This is a genomic window from Agrobacterium sp. CCNWLW32 (genome assembly GCF_037083425.1).
Classification (GTDB): domain Bacteria; phylum Pseudomonadota; class Alphaproteobacteria; order Rhizobiales; family Rhizobiaceae; genus Agrobacterium; species Agrobacterium radiobacter.
Map to the genome: position 1 here is coordinate 587,890 of NZ_JBAOJM010000001.1, position 19,645 is coordinate 607,534.

The window sequence follows — 19,645 nt, forward strand, 5'->3', positions numbered from 1 at the left end:
GCAGCGGTCTTGTTATCGTCGCCTTCTCGGCGGACGTGTTCCAGGCTTGGCGGCAAGACGAGATGTCCGCCGGCCTGCCTTGTGGAACGACCGCGAGCCGACCGGCATCTTGCGCCCCGGGCTCAGCATATCGAAACGCAGCGCACCTGCCAAAGGCACCGCTTCCGCAAGCCGCACCTGAACCGTATCGCCAAGCTGGTAGCCGAGGCCGGTCTTTTCCCCTGTCAGGGCCTGATGGGCCTCATCATAGAGGAAATAATCGGTTCCGAGTGTAGATATAGGAACAAAACCATCAGCACCAAACTGCGGCAGCGCGACAAAAAGTCCCGCCTTGGTGACACCGCCGACGCGGCCCTCGAATTCTTCGCCCACCCGTTCAGACAGATGATGCGCGATGAGGCGGTTGATGGTGTCGCGCTCGGCGGCCATGGCGCGCCGCTCGAAGGTGGAGATTTCGGCGGCGATATCGTCCAGCGTCGCTTCTTCCTGCGGGGTGATGCCGCCTTCGCCGAGCCCCAGAGAGCCCACCAGCGCGCGATGCACGATCAGGTCGGCATAACGGCGGATCGGCGAGGTGAAATGCGCGTATTTCATCAGGTTGAGGCCGAAGTGACCGATATTCTCAGGGCTGTAGATCGCCTGGCTCTGGCTGCGCAGCACCATCTCGTTGACCATGATCTGGTGCGGCGTGTCGAGTGCGCGAGCCAGAATGCCATTGAAGGAATTGGCGCGCATGGCCGCTCCCTTGGCCATGGTAATGCCGATGGTACCAAGGAATTCGCGCAAAACCTCCTGCTTGGAAAGCGTGGGCGCATCGTGGATGCGATAGACCAGCGGCTGCTTTTTCTTTTCCAGCGTCTCGGCGGCGGCGACGTTCGCCTGGATCATCATTTCTTCGATCAGCTTATGCGCATCGAGGCGTTCGGGAATGACGACCTTGTCCACCGTACCATCAGGCCGAAGCAGGATCTTGCGCTCCGGCATGTCGAGTTCCAGCGGCTGGCGGCGGTCACGGCCGCGCTTCATCACCTCATAGGCATGCCACAGCGGCTTCAGGATAGGTTCCAGCAGCGTACCGGTCTTGTCGTCCGGCCTGCCGTCAATGGCTGCCTGTGCCTGTTGGTAGGAAAGCTTCGCCGCGCTCTTCATCATGATGCGGTGGAAGGTGTGGCCCGCCTTGCGGCCTTCCTTCGAAAAGGTCATCCGCACCGCAAGGGCAGGGCGGTCAACGCCTTCCTTCAGCGAGCAGAGATCGTTGGAAATGCGCTCCGGCAACATCGGCACGACGCGATCGGGGAAATAGACGGAATTGCCACGCTTCAGCGCCTCGCGGTCCAGCGGCGAACCGGGCCGCACATACCAGGAGACATCGGCAATGGCGACGGTGACGATGACGCCGTCAGGATTGTCGGGAGACGTGTCGGGCTCGGCATAGACCGCATCGTCATGATCCTTGGCGTCGGCCGGATCGATGGTTATGAGCGGCAGGTCGCGCCAGTCCTCGCGGTGCGACATGCTGGCTGCCTTGGCGGCATCCGCCTCGGCAAGAACGTTCGAGGGGAAGATATGCGGAATGCCGTGGGAATGGATCGCGATCATCGAGATCGCCTTTTCGGAGGCGACAGAGCCGATGACCGACAGAACCTTGGCGCGCGTCAGGCCATAACGACCGCTGTTGCGCGAGGTTTCCACCTCGATCAGATCGCCATCCTTTGCATCGCCGACGCCATCGGGGTCGATGACCATTTCCTCGCCACGCCGGTCGATCGGCATCAGCCGTCCGCCGCCGCCTGCCGTCTCCTTGAATACGCCGAGCAGCGCGTTCTGGCGGCGGTCGATCAGCTTCACGACACGGGCCGTATAGGCCGGGCCGGCGCTTTCCTTGGAGGGGAAGATCTTCGCCAGAATACGATCGCCAAGACCCGCTGCCGGGGCCTTCTTGCCGCGGTCCTGCGATGACTGGCGGATGAGTACGGCGGGTGCCGCGCCCTGATCCTCCGGCCATTCCGCCGGCCGGCCGATCAGTTCGCCGTCCTTGTCACGGGTGGTGATGTCGAGAACCGTCACAGGCGGCAGGCCGCCCGGGCGTGTCAGAGACTTGCGGCTCTTCTGGACCATGCCGTCGGTTTCAAGCTCCTTCAGCAGCGCCTTCAGGACCACGCGGTTTTCACCCTTCAGGCCGAAAGCCTTGGCGATTTCGCGTTTGGAGGCCTGCTGCGGGTGGTCGGCGATGAATTTCAGCAGCACTTCGCGGGAAGGCACCTCGCCATGGATGATGCCTTCACCTTCATTCACACGCTTGCCGCGCCCGGTGCGTCCGAAACCGTCGCTGGCGGAACCCTGTCTCTGACGCGGCGCCTTGCTCACTCTGCTGCCTTCTTGGGTTTGGCCGCTGCCTTCGGCTTGGCGGCCGTTTTGCTCTTTGTTGCCGCCTTGGCCTTGGTCGCCTTCGGCTTCGCCGCGGCGTCACCATCGGCCTTCTTGGCCTTTACAGGCTTGCCGCCGGTGCCGGTCTTGGCAATACGCTCGGCAATCAACACCAACGCCTCGTCCAGCGTCACCGAAGCCGGGTCCTGTCCCTTTGGAATGGTCGCGTTGACCTTGCCCCAGTTCACATAAGCGCCGTAACGCCCGTCACGAACAGTGATCGCGCCGCCATCGGGGTGGTCGCCCAGTTCCTTCAGAGCAGCCGGCGTGCCGCTGCGGCCGCGTCCCGGTCCCTTGCTCTGTTTCTCGGCAATGACGGTTACTGCCCGGTTGAGGCCGATCGCGAACACGTCCTCGATGCTTTCGAGGTTCGCGTAGGAACCGTCATGCAGCAGGAATGGTCCGTAGCGGCCGAGACCGGCCGAGATCATCTTGCCGGTTTCGGGGTGCTTGCCGATATCGCGCGGCAGGTTGATGAGCGCCAGAGCCTTTTCGTGGTCGATATCTTCAGGCTTCCAGCCCTTGGGCAGCGAGGAGCGCTTGGCCTCCTTGCCGTCGCCACGCTGGATATAGGGCCCGAAACGGCCAGAGCGGAGCGTGAGCTCTTCTCCAGTCATCGGATCGGCGCCCAGCGCCTTCGGCTCGTTCGATGCGGCAGCTTCGGCTTCCGAACCGTCCGAGGTCAGCTGGCGTGTATAGTTGCATTCCGGATAGTTGGAGCAACCGACAAAAGCACCATATTTGCCGAGCTTCAGCGAAAGATTGCCGGTGCCGCAAACCTGACAGATGCGCGGATCGGACCCGTCCTCGCGCTTGGGGAAGACCAGCGGCGCCAGAACCTCGTTCAGCGCATCGAGAACGTTGGTGACGCGCAGTTCCTTGGTATCTTCGATCTGGGCGAAGAAATCCTTCCAGAAATCACGCAGAACCTGCTTCCAGTCCAGTTCGCCGGCGGAGATGCGGTCGAGCTTTTCTTCAAGGGCTGCGGTGAAATCGTATTCGACGTACTTGGTGAAGAAGCTTTCGAGGAAAGCCGTCACCAGCCGGCCGCGCGAATGCGGTATCAGCTTGCGTTTGTCGACGACGATATATTCGCGGTCGCTCAGCGTTTTCAGCGTCGCCGCATAGGTGGAAGGACGGCCGATGCCGAGCTCTTCCATCTTCTTGATCAGCGAGGCTTCCGAATAACGCGGCGGCGGTTCGGTGAAATGCTGGCTGGCATTGATCTTCTGCTTGGCGAGGTTTTCGCGTTCGTTGATCGGCGGCAGACGGCCTTCGTCATCACCGTCGTCGCTCTGCTCGCCATCTTCCTTCTGGTCGGTATAGGCGGCGATGAAACCGTCGAAACGGATCACCGAGCCGACGGCACGAAGACCGGCCTTTTCGCCGTTCTTGTCGGCAAGGATTTCCACCGTGGTGCGTTCGATTTCGGCAGAGGCCATCTGGCTCGCAATGCCGCGCTTCCAGATCAGGTCGTAAAGGCGCAGCTGATCGGGATCGAGGTAACGCTTCACCTGATCCGGCGTGCGGTTGAAATCGGTCGGGCGGATCGCTTCGTGCGCTTCCTGGGCGTTCTTGGCCTTGGTGGAATAGAAACGCGCCTTTTCCGGGACGTAACGGTCGCCGAACTGCTCGCCGATGGCAAGGCGGGCGGCATCGATCGCTTCCGGCGCCATCTGCACGCCGTCGGTACGCATATAGGTGATCAGACCGACGGTCTCGCCGCCGATATCGATGCCTTCGTAAAGCTTCTGCGCCACCTGCATGGTGCGCGAGGCGGAAAAGCCCATGCGCGAGGAGGCCGCCTGCTGCAGCGTCGATGTGGTGAAGGGCGGGCCGGGATTGCGCTTGACGGGCTTCGCCTCGACGCTGTCGACCACATAAGTCGCGCCGTCCAGCAGCGTCTTCAGCCGGTTCGCGTCTTCGCCGGTCTTGATCGCGCGGTTCTGCAATCGCTTGCCGTCAGCGGAAACCAGCTTGGCCTCGAACTCGTCACCGCGCGGGGTCTTCAAAAGCGCGCTGATATTCCAGTACTCTTCGGAAACGAAACGCTCGATCTCGGATTCGCGGTCACAGACGAGACGCAGCGCAACGGACTGCACGCGGCCGGCCGAGCGCGCGCCGGGCAGCTTGCGCCACAGCACCGGCGACAGGTTGAAGCCGACGAGATAATCCAGCGCACGGCGGGCGAGATAGGCGTCTACCAGCGGAATGTCGATGTCGCGCGGGTTCGCCATGGCATCCAGCACCGCCTTTTTGGTGATGGCGTTGAAGACCACGCGCTTGACCGGCTTGTCGCCGAGAACGCGCTTCTTCTTCAAAAGATCGAGAACGTGCCAGGAAATGGCTTCACCTTCGCGATCCGGGTCGGTTGCGAGAAAGAGGCCGTCGGAGGATTTTACCGCATCGGCAATATCCTTCATGCGCTTGGCGGAAGCGCTGTCGACTTCCCAGGACATTTCGAAATCCTGGTCGGGCAGCACCGATCCGTCCTTGGCAGGAAGATCCCTCACATGGCCAAAGGATGCAAGAACCTTATAGCCCGGGCCAAGATACTTATTGATCGTCTTGGCTTTGGCAGGAGATTCTACGACGACGACATTCATATTGTTTTTCTCTGGAACTGGTCCGTTAACATGGCCGGATCGCCGCGCGATGCCGCAATTGGCCTTCTTTATATTTCGACATGGACAGGTAATGCGCGCGGGTCAAGAGGCAAGGCCGATTTTATCACTCCAAGGTGATTGCAACCTATGGATAATCTATTGTTGTATTGCAATCTTTGGTAAATTGGTTATGATGGGCAACATCATTTGAATCTACTTAATGCTCTTCGTTTCAGGCGTAATTCTTAGGATAAATATATGGTCCCGAACGCAACAAACAATAATGCCGACAATGAAGGGACCAGAGAGAACTTGGCTTACATTCGCCAGATGCTGGCGGAGCTGCGCCAGGTCGCCAGCCGCGAGGGCGCCGACATGCTGTGTTATCTGATCGAGATGGCTTATGTCGAAGTCGGTGATATCCAGAGCGGACGACGCAAGCTGTCAATCCGCGATGAAGAGCGACACGCGCCCCCCGGCATGCCGGTTTAGACGTCCTGCAATATCAAGCTCCAGCAGCACCAGATGAACGGTGGCAGCGGAGAAACCCGTGTGACGGATGATATCGTCCGTTTCCACGGGCGAGGGACCGAGAGCGGCGGCGATGATGCTGCGCTCGTCGTCCCCTGGTGGTGACATCTCCGTGTCGGATCTCGGTTCCTCGATCTTGCGGTCATAGGGCAGTTGTGGCTCCATCAGCGGTCGCAGCGCCTCGAGAATATCGTTGGCACCCGTGGTCAGCATCGCCCCCTCCTTGATCAGCCGGTTGGTGCCCTCGCAGCGTGCATCAAGTGGGGAGCCGGGCACGGCAAAAACCAGCCGTCCCGCTTCGCCGGCGAGACGCGCCGTGATCAGCGAACCTGAGCGCTCCGCCGCCTCCACGATGACGACGCCGAGCGAGACGCCTGATATCAGCCGGTTGCGACGGGGAAAATCCCGTGCGCGCGGTTCCCAGCCGAAGGGCATTTCACTGATCGTCGCGCCGCCCTGATCGTATATCTCCTGCAACAGCCCGAAATTTTCCTGCGGGTAAGGACGGTCGAGACCGCCAGCCAGCATGGCAACCGTGCCGGTTGCAAGGCTTGCCCGGTGCGCCGCCGCATCGATGCCGCGCGCCAGACCGGAGGCGATCGCATAACCGGCCCGCCCGCAATCGCGCGCCAGCATGGCGGCGAATTTAGCACCGTTGATGGAGGCGTTGCGCGAGCCGACGATGCCGACGCAGGGCCTTGTCGCCGCGTCCGCCGATCCCTTCATGGCGATCAGCGGTGGTGCGCCATCCAGATGTCGCAGGGCAGGCGGGTAATCCGGTTCGCCGATGCCGATGAAACGCGCGCCGAATTTGTCAGCGATTTCGATCTCGCCTTCCGCTTCCGCCTGTGTGGCGATGCGCGGGCTGCGGGAGGAGCCGCCCCGCCGTGAAAGCTCGGGCAGGGCGTCGAGCGCCTTTTCGGCGCTGCCGAAATGATTGATGAGTTCGCGGAAGGTAACGGGACCGATATTGTCGCTGCGGATCAGCCTCAGCCAGGCGACACGCTGCCGCGCGGAAAGCTCTATGCCCTGCCGTGTCGTTTCCTCATGCGGCATGGCATATCCTCAAATGGGTCTCAGCCCTTTTGCCCGATCCTGCTTTCAGTGCCTGCCAGCAGGCGCGTAATATTCTCGCGGTGTTTCCACCAGGAAATAACGCTGAGCAGCGTCACCAGCAGCGCCGTCTTTTCAGGTCCGAGCACCCAGAGGGCCACAGGAATAACCAGCATGGCAAGCAGCGCCGACAGCGAGGAATAACGGGTGATGAAGGCGGTCGCGAGCCAGATCAGGGCAAAGGCCAGCATCATCAGCGGGGCTACGCCCAGGAGCACGCCGATATAGGTGGCCACACCCTTACCGCCCTTGAAGCCGAGCCAAACCGGAAACAGGTGGCCGAGAAAGGCGAAGAAACCGGCGACCAGCGAAGCCTCATAACCCCAGAGCGCATTGGCGACCAGCACGGCCGCCGTGCCCTTCAGCGCGTCAAGCAGCAGGGTAGCCGCCGCAAGTTTCTTGTTGCCGGTGCGCAGCACATTGGTCGCGCCGATATTGCCGGAGCCAATCTTGCGCACGTCGCCCAGCCCCGCCATGCGGGTGAGAATGAGGCCAAAGGGGATGGAACCGAACAGATAGCCAATCAGCGCTGCCAGCGCGAGAAGGGCAGGCGCCGTCTGCCAGTCAGTCAAAGCACTCATTCAAACGTCCCCTCTGTCGCGCCGGCCGCGTGATCTCTGTTGGTGATCTTATGCCAAGGAATGAACGGCTTTGCCAGCCACATAAGTGGCGACCGCGCGGCCGCTGAAACGGGCATCCTCGAACGGCGTGTTCTTGGATTTCGAGACCAGCTGTTCCTTGGCCACAAGCCACGGTTCGTCGAGGTCGATCAGGGTGATATCGGCCTTCGCGCCAGCCTTCAGCGTTCCCGCATCCAGTCCGAAAATCTTGGCCGGGCGGGTGGAGAGCGCATCGATCAACCGTATCAGCGGAACCTCGCCGCTGTGATGCAGGCGCAGCGCCGCCGCCAGCAGGGTTTCAAGCCCGATCGCGCCACTCGCCGCATCCGAAAACGGCAGGCGTTTGGTGTCGACATCCTGCGGGTCGTGCGAGGAGACGATGATATCGATCGTGCCGTCCTTCAGCGCTTCCACCATGGCTTTGCGGTCGTCTTCGGCGCGCAGCGGTGGCGAGAGTTTGAAGAAGGTCCGGTACTCGCCGATATCGTTCTCATTGAGGGTGAGGTGATTGATCGAGATGCCGCAGGTAGCCTTTACGCCCCGCTGCCGCGCAACGCGGATCGCTTCTGCCGATTCCGGAACGGAAATCTTGGCGGCGTGGTAGATCGCCTGCGTCAGTCCGGCAATGCGCAGGTCGCGCTCCAGCGGAATGATCTCGGCTTCCTTCGGAATGCCTGACAGACCGAGCCAGCTTGCGAAAAGCCCCTCGTTCATGTCACCGCCGCCGATATATTTGTCGCGTGTCTCGAGCGCGATGACAGCGCCCAGTTCGCGCGCATAGGTCATGGCGCGGCGCAGCACCAGCGTATCGGAAAGCGCCCTGCGGCCGTTGGTGAAGGCAACTGCACCGGCTTCCTTCAACATGCCGATCTCGGTCATTTCTTCGCCGTTCAGACCCTTGGTCAGGGCTGCTGCGGGATGGACGTTGACGAGCGCCTTGTCGCGCGCCGTCTTTTTCACATATTCGACCAGCGCGATATCGTCGATGACTGGATCGGTGTCGGGCATCATGATGATGCTGGTGACGCCGCCGGCCGCTGCCGCACGCGAGGCGGATTCGATGGTTTCGCGGTGTTCGGCACCGGGTTCTCCGACGAAGACGCGGGCGTCCACCAGGCCGGGAACGGCCAGCAGCCCCTCGCAGTCGCGCACCGTCGCACCCTCAGGTGCGCCCTGATTATGCGCATCCTTGCCGGCTGCGAGAATAGCGCCATCGGAACCGATGACGATGCTGCCGGTCTCGTCGAGATTACGGGAAGGATCGACGATGCGGAGATTGTTGAGAACGGTAACGGCACTCATACGCGCTCACCCTGATTTTGCGAGACAAGCAGGGTTTCCATGACGGCCATGCGAACGGCAACCCCCATTTCCACCTGGCTTTCGATGACGCTCTGCGGACCGTCGGCCACTTCTGAGGCGATTTCCACGCCGCGGTTCATCGGGCCGGGATGCATGACCAGCGCATCCTCTTTCGCCGCTTTCAGCTTCTCGGCATCGAGACCGTAGTAATGGAAATACTCGCGCACCGAAGGCACGAAGGAACCGGACATGCGTTCACGCTGCAGCCGCAGCATCATCACCACGTCGGCATTCTTCAGCCCTTCCTTCATGTCGTGGAAGACTTCCACGCTCATGTCGCGAATGCCTGATGGTAGAAGCGTGGCAGGGGCGACGACGCGCACGCGCGCCCCCATCTGGTTGAGCAGGATGATGTTGGAGCGAGCCACGCGCGAATGCAGCACGTCGCCGCAGATCGCCACCGTGATACCCGAAAGCTCGCCCTTGGCGCGACGGATGGTCAGCGCATCGAGCAGGGCCTGTGTCGGGTGCTCATGCTGGCCGTCGCCGGCATTGACCACGGAGCAGGCGACCTTCTGTGCGAGAAGAGCGGCGGCGCCGGCGGAGGAGTGGCGCACGACCAGCACATCCGGGCGCATGGCGTTCAGCGTCATCGCCGTGTCGATCAGCGTTTCGCCCTTCTTCACCGAGGAATTGCCGACTGACATGTTCATCACGTCTGCGCCGAGACGTTTTCCGGCAAGCTCGAAGGAGGATTGCGTGCGCGTCGAGGCTTCGAAGAACAGATTGATCTGGGTGAGGCCCCGGAGCGTCGAGGTCTTTTTCTCGCGCTGGCGGCTGATTTTCACCGCCTCATCGGCCTTGTCGAGAAGCAGGGTGATATCCTGATGGGAAAGCCCCTTGATGCCGAGGAGATGGCGATGGGGGAAGAAGACCATGCGGTTTGCCTCCTGACGGGCGCCGCATTTTCCCGTGAAAATGCCCGGAACGCCCGAATGCTGATCCGTGCGCTCCCATTCGCTGTGAACACGCCTCAGGAGTGCCGCGGAATTCGGTCCTGCGCTCTATAGAGATTGCACGGTCGCGGGGCAAGCGCCCGCAACCCCTGAAATGAAAACATGGCGATGTTTCCCCAACCCTAGCGGACAAGTGGCCTGACGATGGTCCGAGCATGCGTCAGATGACGCCATGCTCCTTCAAAAGGGCCTGCTCGTCGCCTGACGCCCAGCCGAAAACTCTCGGCGCTCCTTCCAGCCTCTGGACGAAATAGTGAACGTCGAAGTTGATTGCGACATCCGATTGTTGCTTGCGGGTAAAGTTCGCTGTCCAGGCAACGTGGGCGACGCAATGATGTTCATCGATCGGCGAGATACGGATATTGCGGATCCGAATCTCCTTCGTTCCGATCGCTCGATAGCGGTCATAACCCTTCTTCATGACCTGCTTTAAGTGATCATCGTTCTTTCCGGTCATCACCCCGGCTGGGGATGCGGCGATGAAGTCGGAGGCATAGAGGGAGGCGACCTCCTCCATATCCATGTCGCCTTTGAGAGACTTGTTGAAAAATCGCTCATACCGCTCGAAGAGCTTTCTCACGCTGGCCTCCATGGTTTCCTCTCCCTGTGTAGCCGTTCAGCAAGTCGCCAACCGAAAAAGCCCGTCGCAAGTTCCATATCAGGCGGCGGCCTATGCAGAATCCCTGACGATGGTGCTTCGAACGGGATCGGATGCCTGCCGCAAGCGGAGCGGATTGACCGTGCGGAACCCGACATTTGGTCCGGGTTGGGAAGTTTCGCCGCTTGCTTTATATCAAGGCGCCGCCCTGCGGCATTGGGCAGTTTCGGGTGGAATTCTCCGGCCAGATCCGGCCTTTGACGCAGTTGACTGGAATTATCGCAATGCATTCCTATTCTGTTTTCGCCCTGGCCGTACTGGCCCTGCTTTTGACGCCTGGCCCGACGAACACGCTTCTGGCGCTTTCCGGTGCCGGCCGTGGTGTCCGAGCGTCGCTGCCTTTGATGATCGGTGAAATCGCCGGCTATCTGCTGGTCATCCTTGCGCTTGCTGTGCTGTTTTCCGATTTTCTGAAGATGCATACGGGCCTTGCGCAGGCCATCAAGCTCTGTGCCGCCATTTGGGTCGCATTTCTGGCCGTTCGGCTGTGGACCCTGCCGTCTTCGGCGCCAATCGGCGAGGCGATCACTCCTCGTCGGGTTTTCGTCACCACCTGTCTCAACCCGAAGGGGCTGATCGTCGGCCTTGTCTTGTTGCCACAGGCGCCGCTGACCCAGATATGGCCATATATCCTGCTGTTTTCTGCTCTCGTGGCTTTCGCGGCGCTTGTGTGGCTGTTTGCAGGGGCGCTTCTCATCCGCCATGCGGGCCAGTCTTCGCCGCGGCTCGTGCGCGGCACCGCCTCGGGCTTCCTTCTGGTGCTGTCGCTCGGTCTTGCCGGAAACGTGTTTGGCATTCTCTAGGCCGGATACCTAAATCAGGGGCACTCCCGAAAAATGCTGAAAGCGGCGGTTTAATCGTCTCAATCGCTTCCTGCGGGTGGAATTATGCAATATCACCCCACTATGCAACGCCAGTACAAAACAGCTAGAAGCAGCGGATGACCCAGAATTCCCGGACAGAAGAAACGCTCGCCGAACTGAACCAGCCAAGCCTCTGGTCCGGTATCAACGCCTATCGTTCCGATCCGCTGATCGTCGATCTCACGTCCGGCCTGTCGCGCAATCTGAGGGACGAGTTCGACCAGCTCGGCCGCTACGTCACTTCGCATGAGGCGCAGGAGCTGGCGCGCATGGCCAATCAGGGCGTGCCGCAGCTGCACACCCACGGCCCGCGCGGCGAACGTCTGGATCAGGTGGAGTTCCATCCCGCCTGGCACGCGCTGATGCGTCGTTCCATGTCATCGGGCCTGCATTCCAGCGTCTGGGAGAACTCTCCCGATACGCGCGGCAATGAACACAAGGCGCGCGCCACGAAATTCTACCTGACCTCGCAGCTCGAGGCTGGCCATCTCTGCCCGCTCACCATGACCAGCGCCTCCGTTGCCGCCATCATGGCCTCGCCGCGCGTGCAGAAGGAATGGGCGCCGAAGATCCTGTCGCGCAAATATGATTCCTCGCAGAAACCGGGCCTGCAGAAAACCGCCGTCACCATCGGCATGGGCATGACGGAAAAGCAGGGCGGCACGGATGTGCGCGCCAATCGCACCACGGCGGAGCGGGTGGGTGAGGGCATCTATCGTCTGTCCGGCCATAAATGGTTCCTCTCTGCGCCGATGAGCGATGGTTTCGTCATGCTCGCCCAGATGGGCGACGGCATGGGCTGCTTCCTTGTGCCGCGTTATCTGGAGGATGGTTCGAAGAACGGCCTGCACTTCCAGCGCCTGAAGGACAAGCTCGGCAACCGCTCCAATGCATCAGCCGAAGTCGAATTCACCGATGCGTTCGGTTATCTGCTGGGCGATCCCGGCAGCGGCATCCGCACGATCCTCGACATGGTGACGCTGACGCGGCTGGACTGCGCGCTGGCATCATCAGGCATGATGCGCGCCTCGCTTGCCGAAGCGGTGCATTACGCCCGCGGTCGTTCGGTTTTTGGCAAGATGCTGGTTACCCAGCCGATCATGACGCGCGTTCTCGCCGACATGGCGCTGGATGTGGCGGCCTCCACTGCGCTCTCCTTCCGGCTGGCGACGGCGTTTGATGCCGCCCGCAACAATCCGGCCGAAGCCGCCTATGCGCGGGTGATGACGCCCATCGTGAAATACTGGTGCTGCAAGATCGCGCCGGCCCTCATCTACGAGGCCATGGAGTGCCTTGGCGGCAATGGTTACGTTGAAGAGCGGCCGATTGCCCGCCACTATCGCGAAGCGCCCGTCAACGCCATCTGGGAAGGCTCCGGCAACGTCATGGCGCTGGATGTGCTGCGGGTTCTCCAGCGCGGCAAGGACCTGTTCGATCTCGTCTTCCAGACGCTGGAGCGTGATCTCGGACCTGCCGGCAAGAAGACCACCGACGTGCTGCGCGCCGCGATCGCCCTTGCCGAACGTGACGAGGGGGCGGCCCGTCTATTGGTGGAGCAGTTTGCACTCGCGGCCGCTGCCGCCGAGCTTTGCCGCCTTGGCGCCGGCAAGATCGCCGATGCCTTCCTCGAAACCCGTCTGGCGGGCGGCTGGCGGCATACTTACGGCATGCTCGATTCCCGCTTCGATCCGAATTATATAATCGATCTTCTTTATCCGCCTGCATCTTGACCGATGCATGCGGATGAAGGTTTTGCAGTCCTGGCGGGAGGGGTCTCGGATTTGACAAACAGCAATGGCGTAAGGCGTGTTCTTATCTGTCACGACAGCTTCGCGCATCGATGCGCGGCAAGGGAAGGCGGCTGCCAATGCTGACCTTCCGTTCCGCCCGCGCTGAGGATGAAGACGCGCTCTACGCCATAAGCCTTGCCACCGGCGATGCCGGGCAGGATGCTACCCCGCTTTACAATGATGGCCGCATGGTCGGGCACATCTATTCCGTGCCCTATCTGCATCTCTGGCCCGATGCCGTTTTTGTGGCTGAGGATGAGGAGGGTGTGTGCGGTTATATTGTCGGCGCGCTCGATACGGCGGTGCACGAAGAGCGGCTGGAGCGGGAATGGTGGCCGCATCTGCGTACTCTTTACCCCGATCCCGGCGGCGACCAGCAGACATGGGACGCCGATCAGCGCCGGGCCCAGTTCATCCACCATCCGCGCCGCACGCCCACCTGGCTCACCGATCCGTTTCCGGCCCATATTCACATGAACCTGCTGCCGCGCACGCAGGGCAAGGGCGGCGGCACCCGGCTTCTGTCGCGCTGGCTCGATATGGCAAGACAGAACAACGTCTACGGCATCCACCTCGGCGCCAGCGAACGCAACCATGCGGGCATGCGCTTCTGGGAAACCCGCGGCTTCAAACGCCTCGAAAGCCACGAAACGCCCGGCAGCGTGTGGTTCGGCATGGCGCTGGAATAAACCGGCTGATTCCGCGGAGCATGGGTTCGGGATTGTTCACGTCGGCTACCCTTCATCCACAGGAACCTTCCGTCCATCCGCCCCGCCACATTGTTCTTCCCTTCATGCTTTGTTAACCCGTTGAGAAGGCCTTTCAGAAAACGGGTAGGGAATCATGCTGGCGACCGCAGAGGCGATTTCAGCCGACAGACCGGAAAAGCGCATCAAGGATCGCGCTCAGACCGAGAAGGCGATTTTTAACGCGGCGCGATCGCTGCTCGCCGAAGAGGGATTTCAGGGTTTCGGCATCAACGCCGTCGCCCGCCGCGCCGGCTGCGACAAGCAGCTGATCTACCGTTATTTCGGCGGCCTCGATGGCTTGATCGAGGCGATCGGCGAGGATCTCGGCTCCTGGGTGAAGGATCGCATTCCCGAGGACACCGGCGGCATGTTTCTTTTGACCTATGGCGATCTCATGGAAAAGCTGGCGCTTTATTTCATGGATGCGCTGCGCAGCGATCCTCTCGTCTGCAAGATCATCGCCTGGGAAGTCTCTGACGGTTCACCGCAGGTGCGTCAGCTGGCCGAAGCCCGCGCCAAGTCGCTGGGCAAGTGGCTGGAGCGCATGCGCGGTTCGCTGGCGGCGCCGAAGGGCGTGGATACAGCGGCGGTCAATGCCGTGCTGTTCGCCGCCATCCAGCACCTCGTCATCTCCGCTGCCACCAGCGGCCAGTTTGCCGGCGTGCCGCTCAAATCGGACCGGGACTGGGACAAGATCTCCACTGCCGTCAAAAGACTGGTGCGTGGCGTTTACGGCTGAACCGGCTTCAGCAGGTGTAGGGCGGTCACGTTCAGGACCAGCGCGTTAAAGAAAAATCAGCCATGTTTTCACCCGGTCGGCAACCGCCCGGCGCATCCGGTCGTTCACGGGATCACATGCTTTTCCACATGCCGGCCGCCCGTCATTAACCATAATGACAGCTTTCATTTGCCTCGCCCGGGCTGCCGGTCCAGTGTGGATTAACGAAATGTTAACCATGCGCAATGACTGCGCATAAGGGAGCCGCAAGTGAGCCGCTGGACAGCTTTAGGCGTCATGATGACGTTTTTTGTGATGCTGCCGTTGGATATCGACGTGCCGGCGCTGAACCTCTGCCTGATGGCCGTGGCGCGCTGGGCGGTGCTTGCTGGCTTTCCCGATGCGGTGTTGGCGCGGGGGCAGGTGGCATGAAGTGGTTTCTGATACTCTGGGCCGGTCCCGTCGCATTGCTGGGCAGCTGGTACTGGCTTTCCTATTACGACATGAGCTTCGGCTTCTACATGCTGACGCGGCAGACCCATGATCTGGTGTTCGAGATATACGGCAATATTCTCGGCCTGTCGCCGGAAAGCCTGCCGCCGCTGGTGGCGCGCGCCATCGCGCTAGACAGTCTGATCGTTTTTGCGATTCTCGCATTCCGCAAGAGAAAGCAGATTGCCGCCTGGTGGCAGGGCCGTCAGTCGGCCGCGCGGGTGAGTGCGGAAAGCCTGTCCAGCGCGCCCTGAAGAATGAAGCTCGCGGCGGCCGAATCGATACGTTCGGCCCGCTTGGCGCGTGAGACGTCCATTTCCAGCAATGCGCGCTCGGCCGCGACTGTTGAAAGCCGCTCATCCCAGAAGATGAAGGGCAGGGCGGTTTTTTCGCCCATGGTGCGTACGAAGGCACGCGTCGCCTGTACGCGGGGACCGGCCGAACCATCCATGTTCATGGGCAGGCCTATGATGAAAGCGGAAACTTTTTCCTTTTCGGCGAAGGCCAGCAGCACTTCCGCATCCTGCGTGAATTTCACCCGTTTGATGACCGGACGCGGCGTTGCAAAGCGCCGCGACAGGTCCGACATGGCAAGCCCGATGGTCTTTGTGCCGAGGTCGAGGCCGGCAATTGCCTGCGCGGGCTGAAGCGTCTGCGCCAGTTCCTCGATGGTGAGTATCGCCATGTCGCGCGCTGTCCTTACCGTTTGCGGACGAATTCAGTGCGCAGCACCAGACCCTTGACCGCATCATGCCTGCAATCGATCTCTTCCGGATTGTCTGTCAGGCGGATCGACTTGATGACGGTGCCCTGCTTGATGACCGTGTTGGTGCCCTTGACCTTCAAATCCTTGATCAGGGTGACGGAATCGCCATCTTCAAGCACATTGCCCGCCGCATCGCGTACTTCATTCGCACGCGCCGCTTCTGCAGCCAGTTCGGAGGCCGGTCGCCATTCACCGGTCGCCTCGTCATACACGTACTCGTCATCATTTGCGGCCATGGTCGCCTCTCTTAAATATTGGTAGTGCGGTTGTTCAGGCCGTCCTATGTCATAATATACCGGTAATACAAAGGAGAACTTCCCATGAAAATCACCTGGCTCGGCCATTCCGCCTTCCGCCTCGAAAACGGTAGCGCGAAGATCCTCATCGATCCGTTCTTCACCGGCAACCCCGGTTTTGCCGGACAGGATGGGAAGTCGGCGGCCGAAGGCATCACTCATATTCTCCTGACCCACGGCCATGGCGACCATGTCGGCGACACCGTTCAGCTTGCGCGCGAGACGGGTGCAACCGTACTGGCCAATGCCGATCTTGCCGCATGGCTTTCCGCCAAGGGTGTCGCGAAGGTCGATATGGGTAATACCGGTGGCACGGTGCATTTTGACGGTTTTTCCGTCACCTTCACCAATGCGCTGCATTCCTCCGCCCAGATCACCGAGGATGGCGTCTCCCATTCGCTCGGCAGTGCCAATGGCCTGATGCTGCATTTCGAAGACGGCCCGGCCGTTTATCACATGGGCGATACCGACATCTTTTCCGACATGAAGCTGATCAATGAACTGCACCAGCCGGATATCGGCCTCGTGCCGATTGGTGACCGCTTCACCATGGGCGGAGCCGTCGCGGCGCTTGCCTGCCAGCGCTTCTTCAAGTTCGAGAATGTCATTCCCTGCCACTATGGTTCCTTCCCGATCATCGACCAGACGCCGGGGAAGTTCGTGACCGGCATGGAGGGGTCGGAAGCCCGTGTCCACACGCCTAAGGCGGGCGATACGCTGTCCTTCTGACGTTTTGCTCAGGCATGTCGTGACCGCAAAAGCACCTCACACTTTGACGCGACATGCTTTCTACCGTTGCGAATGGCGGACATGGTGATTATAGCGGGTAGGAAAATTCTGACCGGAGTAGAACCATGTCCGTCGATCTCGCCACCGTAAAGCGCGTTGCGCGCCTTGCCCGTATCGCAGTCAGCGAAGAAGAAGCACAGAATATGCTCGGCCAGCTGAACGGCATACTCGGTTTCGTGGAGCAGCTTTCGGAAGTGAATGTCGACGGCGTCGAGCCGATGACATCAGTCACCCCGGTGGAGATGAAAAAGCGTGCCGACGTGGTGACCGACGGCAACAAGGCGGAAGACATTGTCGCCAATGCGCCCGCGACCGACCGGGACTTCTTCATGGTCCCGAAAGTGGTCGAATAATCCGACCGCCGTTTGCCGCCCGATTTTTCCAAGATTTCGAAAGCCGTTGCCGACCATGACCGATCTGACGAGCCTGACCATTGCCGAAGCCCGCGAAAAGCTGAAGGCCAAAGAGTTTTCCGCCCTGGAGCTGACCAACGCCTATCTCTCCGCCATCGACGCGGCGAACGGCGCGCTGAACGCCTATGTCGTAACCACGTCTGAAAAGGCGCGTGACATGGCGAAAGCCTCCGATGGCCGTATCGCGTCCGGTTCGGCTGGCGAGCTGGAAGGCGTTCCGCTTGGTGTGAAGGACCTTTTCGCCACCCGTGACATCCACACGCAGGCGTGTTCGCATGTTCTCGATGGCTTCAAGCCGAAATATGAATCCACCGTTACCCAAAATCTCTGGGATCAGGGCGCCGTCATGCTCGGTAAGCTCAACATGGACGAATTCGCCATGGGCTCGTCCAATGAAAGCTCCTGGTACGGCCCAGCCATCAACCCGTGGCGCGCCAACGGTTCCGCGCAGAAGCTCGTACCCGGCGGCTCCTCCGGCGGTTCGGCCGCTGCCGTCGCTGCTCATCTCTGCGCCGGCGCCACCGCAACCGACACGGGCGGCTCCATTCGCCAGCCGGCAGCCTTCACCGGCACCGTTGGCATCAAGCCCACCTATGGCCGTTGCTCGCGCTTCGGCATCGTCGCCTATGCCTCTTCGCTGGATCAGGCCGGCCCGATCGCCCGTGACGTGCGCGACGCCGCTATCCTGCTGAAGACCATGGCAAGCGTTGACGCCAAGGATACGACCTCGGTTGACCTGCCGGTGCCGGATTACGAAAAGGCCATCGGCCAGTCGCTGAAGGGCCTGAAGATCGGTATCCCCAGGGAATACCGCGTTGACGGCATGCCGGAAGAAATCGAAAAGCTCTGGGCCAAGGGCGTGGAATGGCTGCGCGATGCCGGCGCCGAGGTTGTCGATATCTCGCTGCCGCATACCAAATACGCGCTGCCTGCCTATTACATCGTCGCACCGGCGGAAGCCTCGTCCAACCTTGCCCGTTATGACGGCGTTCGTTACGGCCTGCGCGTCGACGGCAAGGACATTGCCGACATGTACGAAAAGAGCCGCGCTGCCGGTTTCGGCAAGGAAGTGCAGCGCCGCATCATGGTCGGCACCTATGTGCTGTCGGCCGGGTATTACGACGCCTATTACCTGAAGGCGCAGAAGGTTCGCACGCTGATCAAGCGTGACTTCGAAAACGTCTTCCACGAAGGCGTCGACGCCATTCTGGCGCCGATCACCCCGTCCTCCGCCTTCGCAGTCGGCGACGAGGAACTCGCCTCCGATCCGGTGAAGATGTATCTGCAGGACGTTTTCACCATCACCGTCAACATGGCCGGCCTTCCCGGCCTTTCGGTTCCGGCCGGCCTTGACGGCAAGGGCCTGCCGCTTGGCCTGCAGCTCATCGGCAAGCCATTCGAGGAAGAAACGTTGTTCAAGACGGCGCACGCCATCGAGCAGGCCGCCGGCAAGTTTACCCCCGCCAAGTGGTGGTAAGCGGCCTCAAGCTTAGACAGATGAACGAAGCCGATCGCCATGCGGTCGGCTTTGTCGGTTTTGCCGCCTGGCGTTCCGGCGAGGCCTTCGACGACAGCTATCTCGATCCTGATGTCATCGAGCGGGTGAGTAGCGAATTCGAGAGTTTCGCCAAGTCTCCGACTGGTGACGTCGTCGTCGCTGAGATGGAAGGCGTGATTGCCGGCTGGGGCGCATGCGATGTGGCACCGCATCACATTTCCGATCTCTGGGTGGACCCGAACCGGCAGGGCAAGGGGATCGGCAAAGCCCTGATCCTTCATTTTCTAGACAGGATGCGCGCGCAAGGCCTGCCGCTAGCCACCATCGACACCCATGCCAGAAATCGCGCCGCTATCGGTCTTTACGAGCGTTGCGGATTTGAGATCGTCTGGCGCGGTATGGAATGGTCCGACATCATGAAAGTCGAGCTTGAAAAGGTGAAGCTCGAGCGCAGGCTCTCGCCATAACCCGCTTTTACGGCCGCAGCTGATTCTCGGCGAAATGCCGGGCGACAGCGCTGCCGCCGCCCGGTCGATTTATCTGTTGTCCAGCTCACCCCGCACGAGTTCCAGCCCGCGCGTGGTGATGAGGTAGGGCTTGCCGCCCGAGGAGGCAATGGCTCTCTTCCGTTTCAGCTTGCGGAAGGTGAGGAGATTGAGGCCGCTGAAAATCCAGCCATCACGCGTATAAAGCGCGAGTTTTTCGATTTTGTGGGCGTCATCTCGAACGAGTTCAATTCTGCCGCCTTGGGCGAGCAGGTGAAGAATGCGCTGTTCGGCGCGGGAAATGTCCATTTTTGGAAGTCCGGTCGGCGTCATATAGACGCGTGAAAACAAATCCGGGTGCCATTAAGGCATCCGGCTCGGTTTCAGCATGGCCCGGCGCGCAATAAACTTGCGGGCAGGGCCTTTACCGGGACTCCGATTGAGCGAACATAAAAACTCCGTTCTTGCTCCTTTTGGGTAGCGGGCGAACCCGGCGCGGTCAAGTCCCGCTAG

General features: G+C 60.9%; 21 protein-coding genes. 11 read left to right on the forward strand and 10 right to left on the reverse strand.

From position 1 onward, the window contains the following. Nucleotides 1-12 precede the first annotated feature (12 nt). Nucleotides 13-2,367, reverse strand: coding sequence for a ribonuclease R (rnr, locus tag V6R85_RS03105; RefSeq protein ID WP_111780855.1), 2,355 nt, complete (start codon nt 2,365-2,367; stop codon nt 13-15). Next, on the reverse strand, nt 2,364-5,033 hold the full coding sequence (gene topA, locus V6R85_RS03110) for a type I DNA topoisomerase (RefSeq protein ID WP_111834314.1): 2,670 nt from the start codon (nt 5,031-5,033) through the stop codon (nt 2,364-2,366). The genes rnr and topA overlap by 4 nt, the downstream gene beginning before the upstream one ends. A gap of 258 nt (nt 5,034-5,291) precedes the next feature. On the opposite strand from topA, the gene V6R85_RS03115 reads away from it, so the two are divergent. Continuing rightward, on the forward strand, nt 5,292-5,525 hold the full coding sequence (locus tag V6R85_RS03115; protein ID WP_020012349.1) for a hypothetical protein: 234 nt from the start codon (nt 5,292-5,294) through the stop codon (nt 5,523-5,525). On the opposite strand, the gene dprA is transcribed toward V6R85_RS03115, so the two are convergent. The 5 genes from dprA to V6R85_RS03140 all read right to left on the reverse strand — a co-directional run bounded on the left by dprA (nt 5,478) and on the right by V6R85_RS03140 (nt 10,207). Continuing rightward, nucleotides 5,478-6,620 (reverse strand): DNA-processing protein DprA, encoded by a 1,143-nt coding sequence (dprA, locus tag V6R85_RS03120; protein WP_111834315.1) that lies wholly within the window; start codon nt 6,618-6,620, stop codon nt 5,478-5,480. The two genes, V6R85_RS03115 and dprA, sit on opposite strands and share 48 nt — an antisense overlap. Before the next feature lie 20 nt (nt 6,621-6,640). After that, nucleotides 6,641-7,258 carry a glycerol-3-phosphate 1-O-acyltransferase PlsY gene (gene plsY, locus V6R85_RS03125; RefSeq protein ID WP_162686132.1) on the reverse strand — a complete coding sequence of 206 codons (618 nt, stop codon included), beginning with the start codon at nt 7,256-7,258 and terminating at the stop codon, nt 6,641-6,643. A 48-nt stretch (nt 7,259-7,306) separates the two neighbouring features. Continuing rightward, entirely contained in the window at nt 7,307-8,599 is a 1,293-nt protein-coding gene (locus V6R85_RS03130) for a dihydroorotase (protein ID WP_111834316.1), read from the reverse strand. Then, nucleotides 8,596-9,537 (reverse strand): aspartate carbamoyltransferase catalytic subunit, encoded by a 942-nt coding sequence (locus V6R85_RS03135; protein WP_003502441.1) that lies wholly within the window; start codon nt 9,535-9,537, stop codon nt 8,596-8,598. The genes V6R85_RS03130 and V6R85_RS03135 overlap by 4 nt, the downstream gene beginning before the upstream one ends. Before the next feature lie 238 nt (nt 9,538-9,775). Further along, entirely contained in the window at nt 9,776-10,207 is a 432-nt protein-coding gene (locus V6R85_RS03140) for a DUF6841 family protein (protein ID WP_111834317.1), read from the reverse strand. A 290-nt stretch (nt 10,208-10,497) separates the two neighbouring features. Here V6R85_RS03140 and V6R85_RS03145 point away from each other — a divergent pair, with 290 nt between their 5' ends. The 6 genes from V6R85_RS03145 to V6R85_RS03170 all read left to right on the forward strand — a co-directional run bounded on the left by V6R85_RS03145 (nt 10,498) and on the right by V6R85_RS03170 (nt 15,139). Continuing rightward, nucleotides 10,498-11,076, forward strand: coding sequence for a LysE family translocator (locus V6R85_RS03145; protein WP_035212507.1), 579 nt, complete (start codon nt 10,498-10,500; stop codon nt 11,074-11,076). Between the two features lie 137 nt (nt 11,077-11,213). After that, on the forward strand, nt 11,214-12,866 hold the full coding sequence (locus V6R85_RS03150; RefSeq protein ID WP_003502448.1) for an acyl-CoA dehydrogenase family protein: 1,653 nt from the start codon (nt 11,214-11,216) through the stop codon (nt 12,864-12,866). Nucleotides 12,867-13,003: 137 nt separating this feature from the next. Further along, nucleotides 13,004-13,615, forward strand: a complete 612-nt coding sequence (locus tag V6R85_RS03155) for a GNAT family N-acetyltransferase (RefSeq protein WP_003502450.1) — start codon at nt 13,004-13,006, stop codon at nt 13,613-13,615. A 154-nt stretch (nt 13,616-13,769) separates the two neighbouring features. Next, complete coding sequence (locus tag V6R85_RS03160) at nt 13,770-14,414, forward strand: TetR/AcrR family transcriptional regulator (RefSeq protein ID WP_003502452.1); 645 nt, start codon at nt 13,770-13,772, stop codon at nt 14,412-14,414. 249 nt (nt 14,415-14,663) lie between these two features. Further along, complete coding sequence (locus tag V6R85_RS03165; RefSeq protein ID WP_020812168.1) at nt 14,664-14,825, forward strand: hypothetical protein; 162 nt, start codon at nt 14,664-14,666, stop codon at nt 14,823-14,825. Beyond that, complete coding sequence (locus tag V6R85_RS03170; RefSeq protein WP_111834319.1) at nt 14,822-15,139, forward strand: DUF6105 family protein; 318 nt, start codon at nt 14,822-14,824, stop codon at nt 15,137-15,139. Before V6R85_RS03165 ends, V6R85_RS03170 begins: the two co-directional genes overlap by 4 nt. On the opposite strand, the gene ruvX is transcribed toward V6R85_RS03170, so the two are convergent. Beyond that, nucleotides 15,091-15,570: a Holliday junction resolvase RuvX gene (ruvX, locus tag V6R85_RS03175; RefSeq protein ID WP_003502458.1), complete on the reverse strand. Its 480-nt coding sequence runs from the start codon at nt 15,568-15,570 to the stop codon at nt 15,091-15,093. The two genes, V6R85_RS03170 and ruvX, sit on opposite strands and share 49 nt — an antisense overlap. 14 nt (nt 15,571-15,584) lie before the next feature. Further along, entirely contained in the window at nt 15,585-15,887 is a 303-nt protein-coding gene (locus V6R85_RS03180; protein WP_003502460.1) for an alkylphosphonate utilization protein, read from the reverse strand. Nucleotides 15,888-15,971: 84 nt separating this feature from the next. Here V6R85_RS03180 and V6R85_RS03185 point away from each other — a divergent pair, with 84 nt between their 5' ends. The 4 genes from V6R85_RS03185 (at nt 15,972) to V6R85_RS03200 (ending at nt 19,114) form a co-directional block, all read left to right on the forward strand. Beyond that, a complete protein-coding gene (locus V6R85_RS03185) occupies nt 15,972-16,676 on the forward strand; it encodes a metal-dependent hydrolase (RefSeq protein WP_336377017.1) in 705 nt (234 codons plus the stop codon). Between the two features lie 125 nt (nt 16,677-16,801). Continuing rightward, the gene (gene gatC, locus V6R85_RS03190; protein ID WP_003496362.1) at nt 16,802-17,089 is read left to right on the forward strand and encodes an Asp-tRNA(Asn)/Glu-tRNA(Gln) amidotransferase subunit GatC; all 288 of its coding nucleotides are present in this window, start codon (nt 16,802-16,804) and stop codon (nt 17,087-17,089) included. 55 nt (nt 17,090-17,144) lie between these two features. Further along, nucleotides 17,145-18,626: an Asp-tRNA(Asn)/Glu-tRNA(Gln) amidotransferase subunit GatA gene (gene gatA, locus V6R85_RS03195; protein ID WP_111834320.1), complete on the forward strand. Its 1,482-nt coding sequence runs from the start codon at nt 17,145-17,147 to the stop codon at nt 18,624-18,626. A gap of 20 nt (nt 18,627-18,646) precedes the next feature. Beyond that, nucleotides 18,647-19,114 (forward strand): GNAT family N-acetyltransferase, encoded by a 468-nt coding sequence (locus V6R85_RS03200; protein ID WP_111834321.1) that lies wholly within the window; start codon nt 18,647-18,649, stop codon nt 19,112-19,114. Between the two features lie 69 nt (nt 19,115-19,183). Here the strand turns inward: V6R85_RS03200 and V6R85_RS03205 are convergent, their stop codons facing one another. Further along, nucleotides 19,184-19,441 (reverse strand): YjhX family toxin, encoded by a 258-nt coding sequence (locus V6R85_RS03205; protein ID WP_003502469.1) that lies wholly within the window; start codon nt 19,439-19,441, stop codon nt 19,184-19,186. Between the last annotated feature and the right edge of the window lie 204 nt (nt 19,442-19,645).

What these genes read in the sequence shown, in the direction of transcription:
- topA (WP_111834314.1), bottom strand. Translation starts at nt 5,033, where the DNA reads ATGAATGTCGTCGTCGTAGAATCTCCTGCCAAAGCCAAGACGATCAAT.
- V6R85_RS03115 (WP_020012349.1), top strand. Translation starts at nt 5,292, where the DNA reads ATGGTCCCGAACGCAACAAACAATAATGCCGACAATGAAGGGACCAGA.
- dprA (WP_111834315.1), bottom strand. Translation starts at nt 6,620, where the DNA reads ATGCCGCATGAGGAAACGACACGGCAGGGCATAGAGCTTTCCGCGCGG.
- plsY (WP_162686132.1), bottom strand. Translation starts at nt 7,258, where the DNA reads ATGAGTGCTTTGACTGACTGGCAGACGGCGCCTGCCCTTCTCGCGCTG.
- V6R85_RS03130 (WP_111834316.1), bottom strand. Translation starts at nt 8,599, where the DNA reads ATGAGTGCCGTTACCGTTCTCAACAATCTCCGCATCGTCGATCCTTCC.
- V6R85_RS03135 (WP_003502441.1), bottom strand. Translation starts at nt 9,537, where the DNA reads ATGGTCTTCTTCCCCCATCGCCATCTCCTCGGCATCAAGGGGCTTTCC.
- V6R85_RS03140 (WP_111834317.1), bottom strand. Translation starts at nt 10,207, where the DNA reads ATGGAGGCCAGCGTGAGAAAGCTCTTCGAGCGGTATGAGCGATTTTTC.
- V6R85_RS03145 (WP_035212507.1), top strand. Translation starts at nt 10,498, where the DNA reads ATGCATTCCTATTCTGTTTTCGCCCTGGCCGTACTGGCCCTGCTTTTG.
- V6R85_RS03150 (WP_003502448.1), top strand. Translation starts at nt 11,214, where the DNA reads ATGACCCAGAATTCCCGGACAGAAGAAACGCTCGCCGAACTGAACCAG.
- V6R85_RS03155 (WP_003502450.1), top strand. Translation starts at nt 13,004, where the DNA reads ATGCTGACCTTCCGTTCCGCCCGCGCTGAGGATGAAGACGCGCTCTAC.
- V6R85_RS03160 (WP_003502452.1), top strand. Translation starts at nt 13,770, where the DNA reads ATGCTGGCGACCGCAGAGGCGATTTCAGCCGACAGACCGGAAAAGCGC.
- V6R85_RS03170 (WP_111834319.1), top strand. Translation starts at nt 14,822, where the DNA reads ATGAAGTGGTTTCTGATACTCTGGGCCGGTCCCGTCGCATTGCTGGGC.
- ruvX (WP_003502458.1), bottom strand. Translation starts at nt 15,570, where the DNA reads ATGGCGATACTCACCATCGAGGAACTGGCGCAGACGCTTCAGCCCGCG.
- V6R85_RS03180 (WP_003502460.1), bottom strand. Translation starts at nt 15,887, where the DNA reads ATGGCCGCAAATGATGACGAGTACGTGTATGACGAGGCGACCGGTGAA.
- V6R85_RS03185 (WP_336377017.1), top strand. Translation starts at nt 15,972, where the DNA reads ATGAAAATCACCTGGCTCGGCCATTCCGCCTTCCGCCTCGAAAACGGT.
- gatC (WP_003496362.1), top strand. Translation starts at nt 16,802, where the DNA reads ATGTCCGTCGATCTCGCCACCGTAAAGCGCGTTGCGCGCCTTGCCCGT.
- gatA (WP_111834320.1), top strand. Translation starts at nt 17,145, where the DNA reads ATGACCGATCTGACGAGCCTGACCATTGCCGAAGCCCGCGAAAAGCTG.
- V6R85_RS03200 (WP_111834321.1), top strand. Translation starts at nt 18,647, where the DNA reads ATGAACGAAGCCGATCGCCATGCGGTCGGCTTTGTCGGTTTTGCCGCC.
- V6R85_RS03205 (WP_003502469.1), bottom strand. Translation starts at nt 19,441, where the DNA reads ATGGACATTTCCCGCGCCGAACAGCGCATTCTTCACCTGCTCGCCCAA.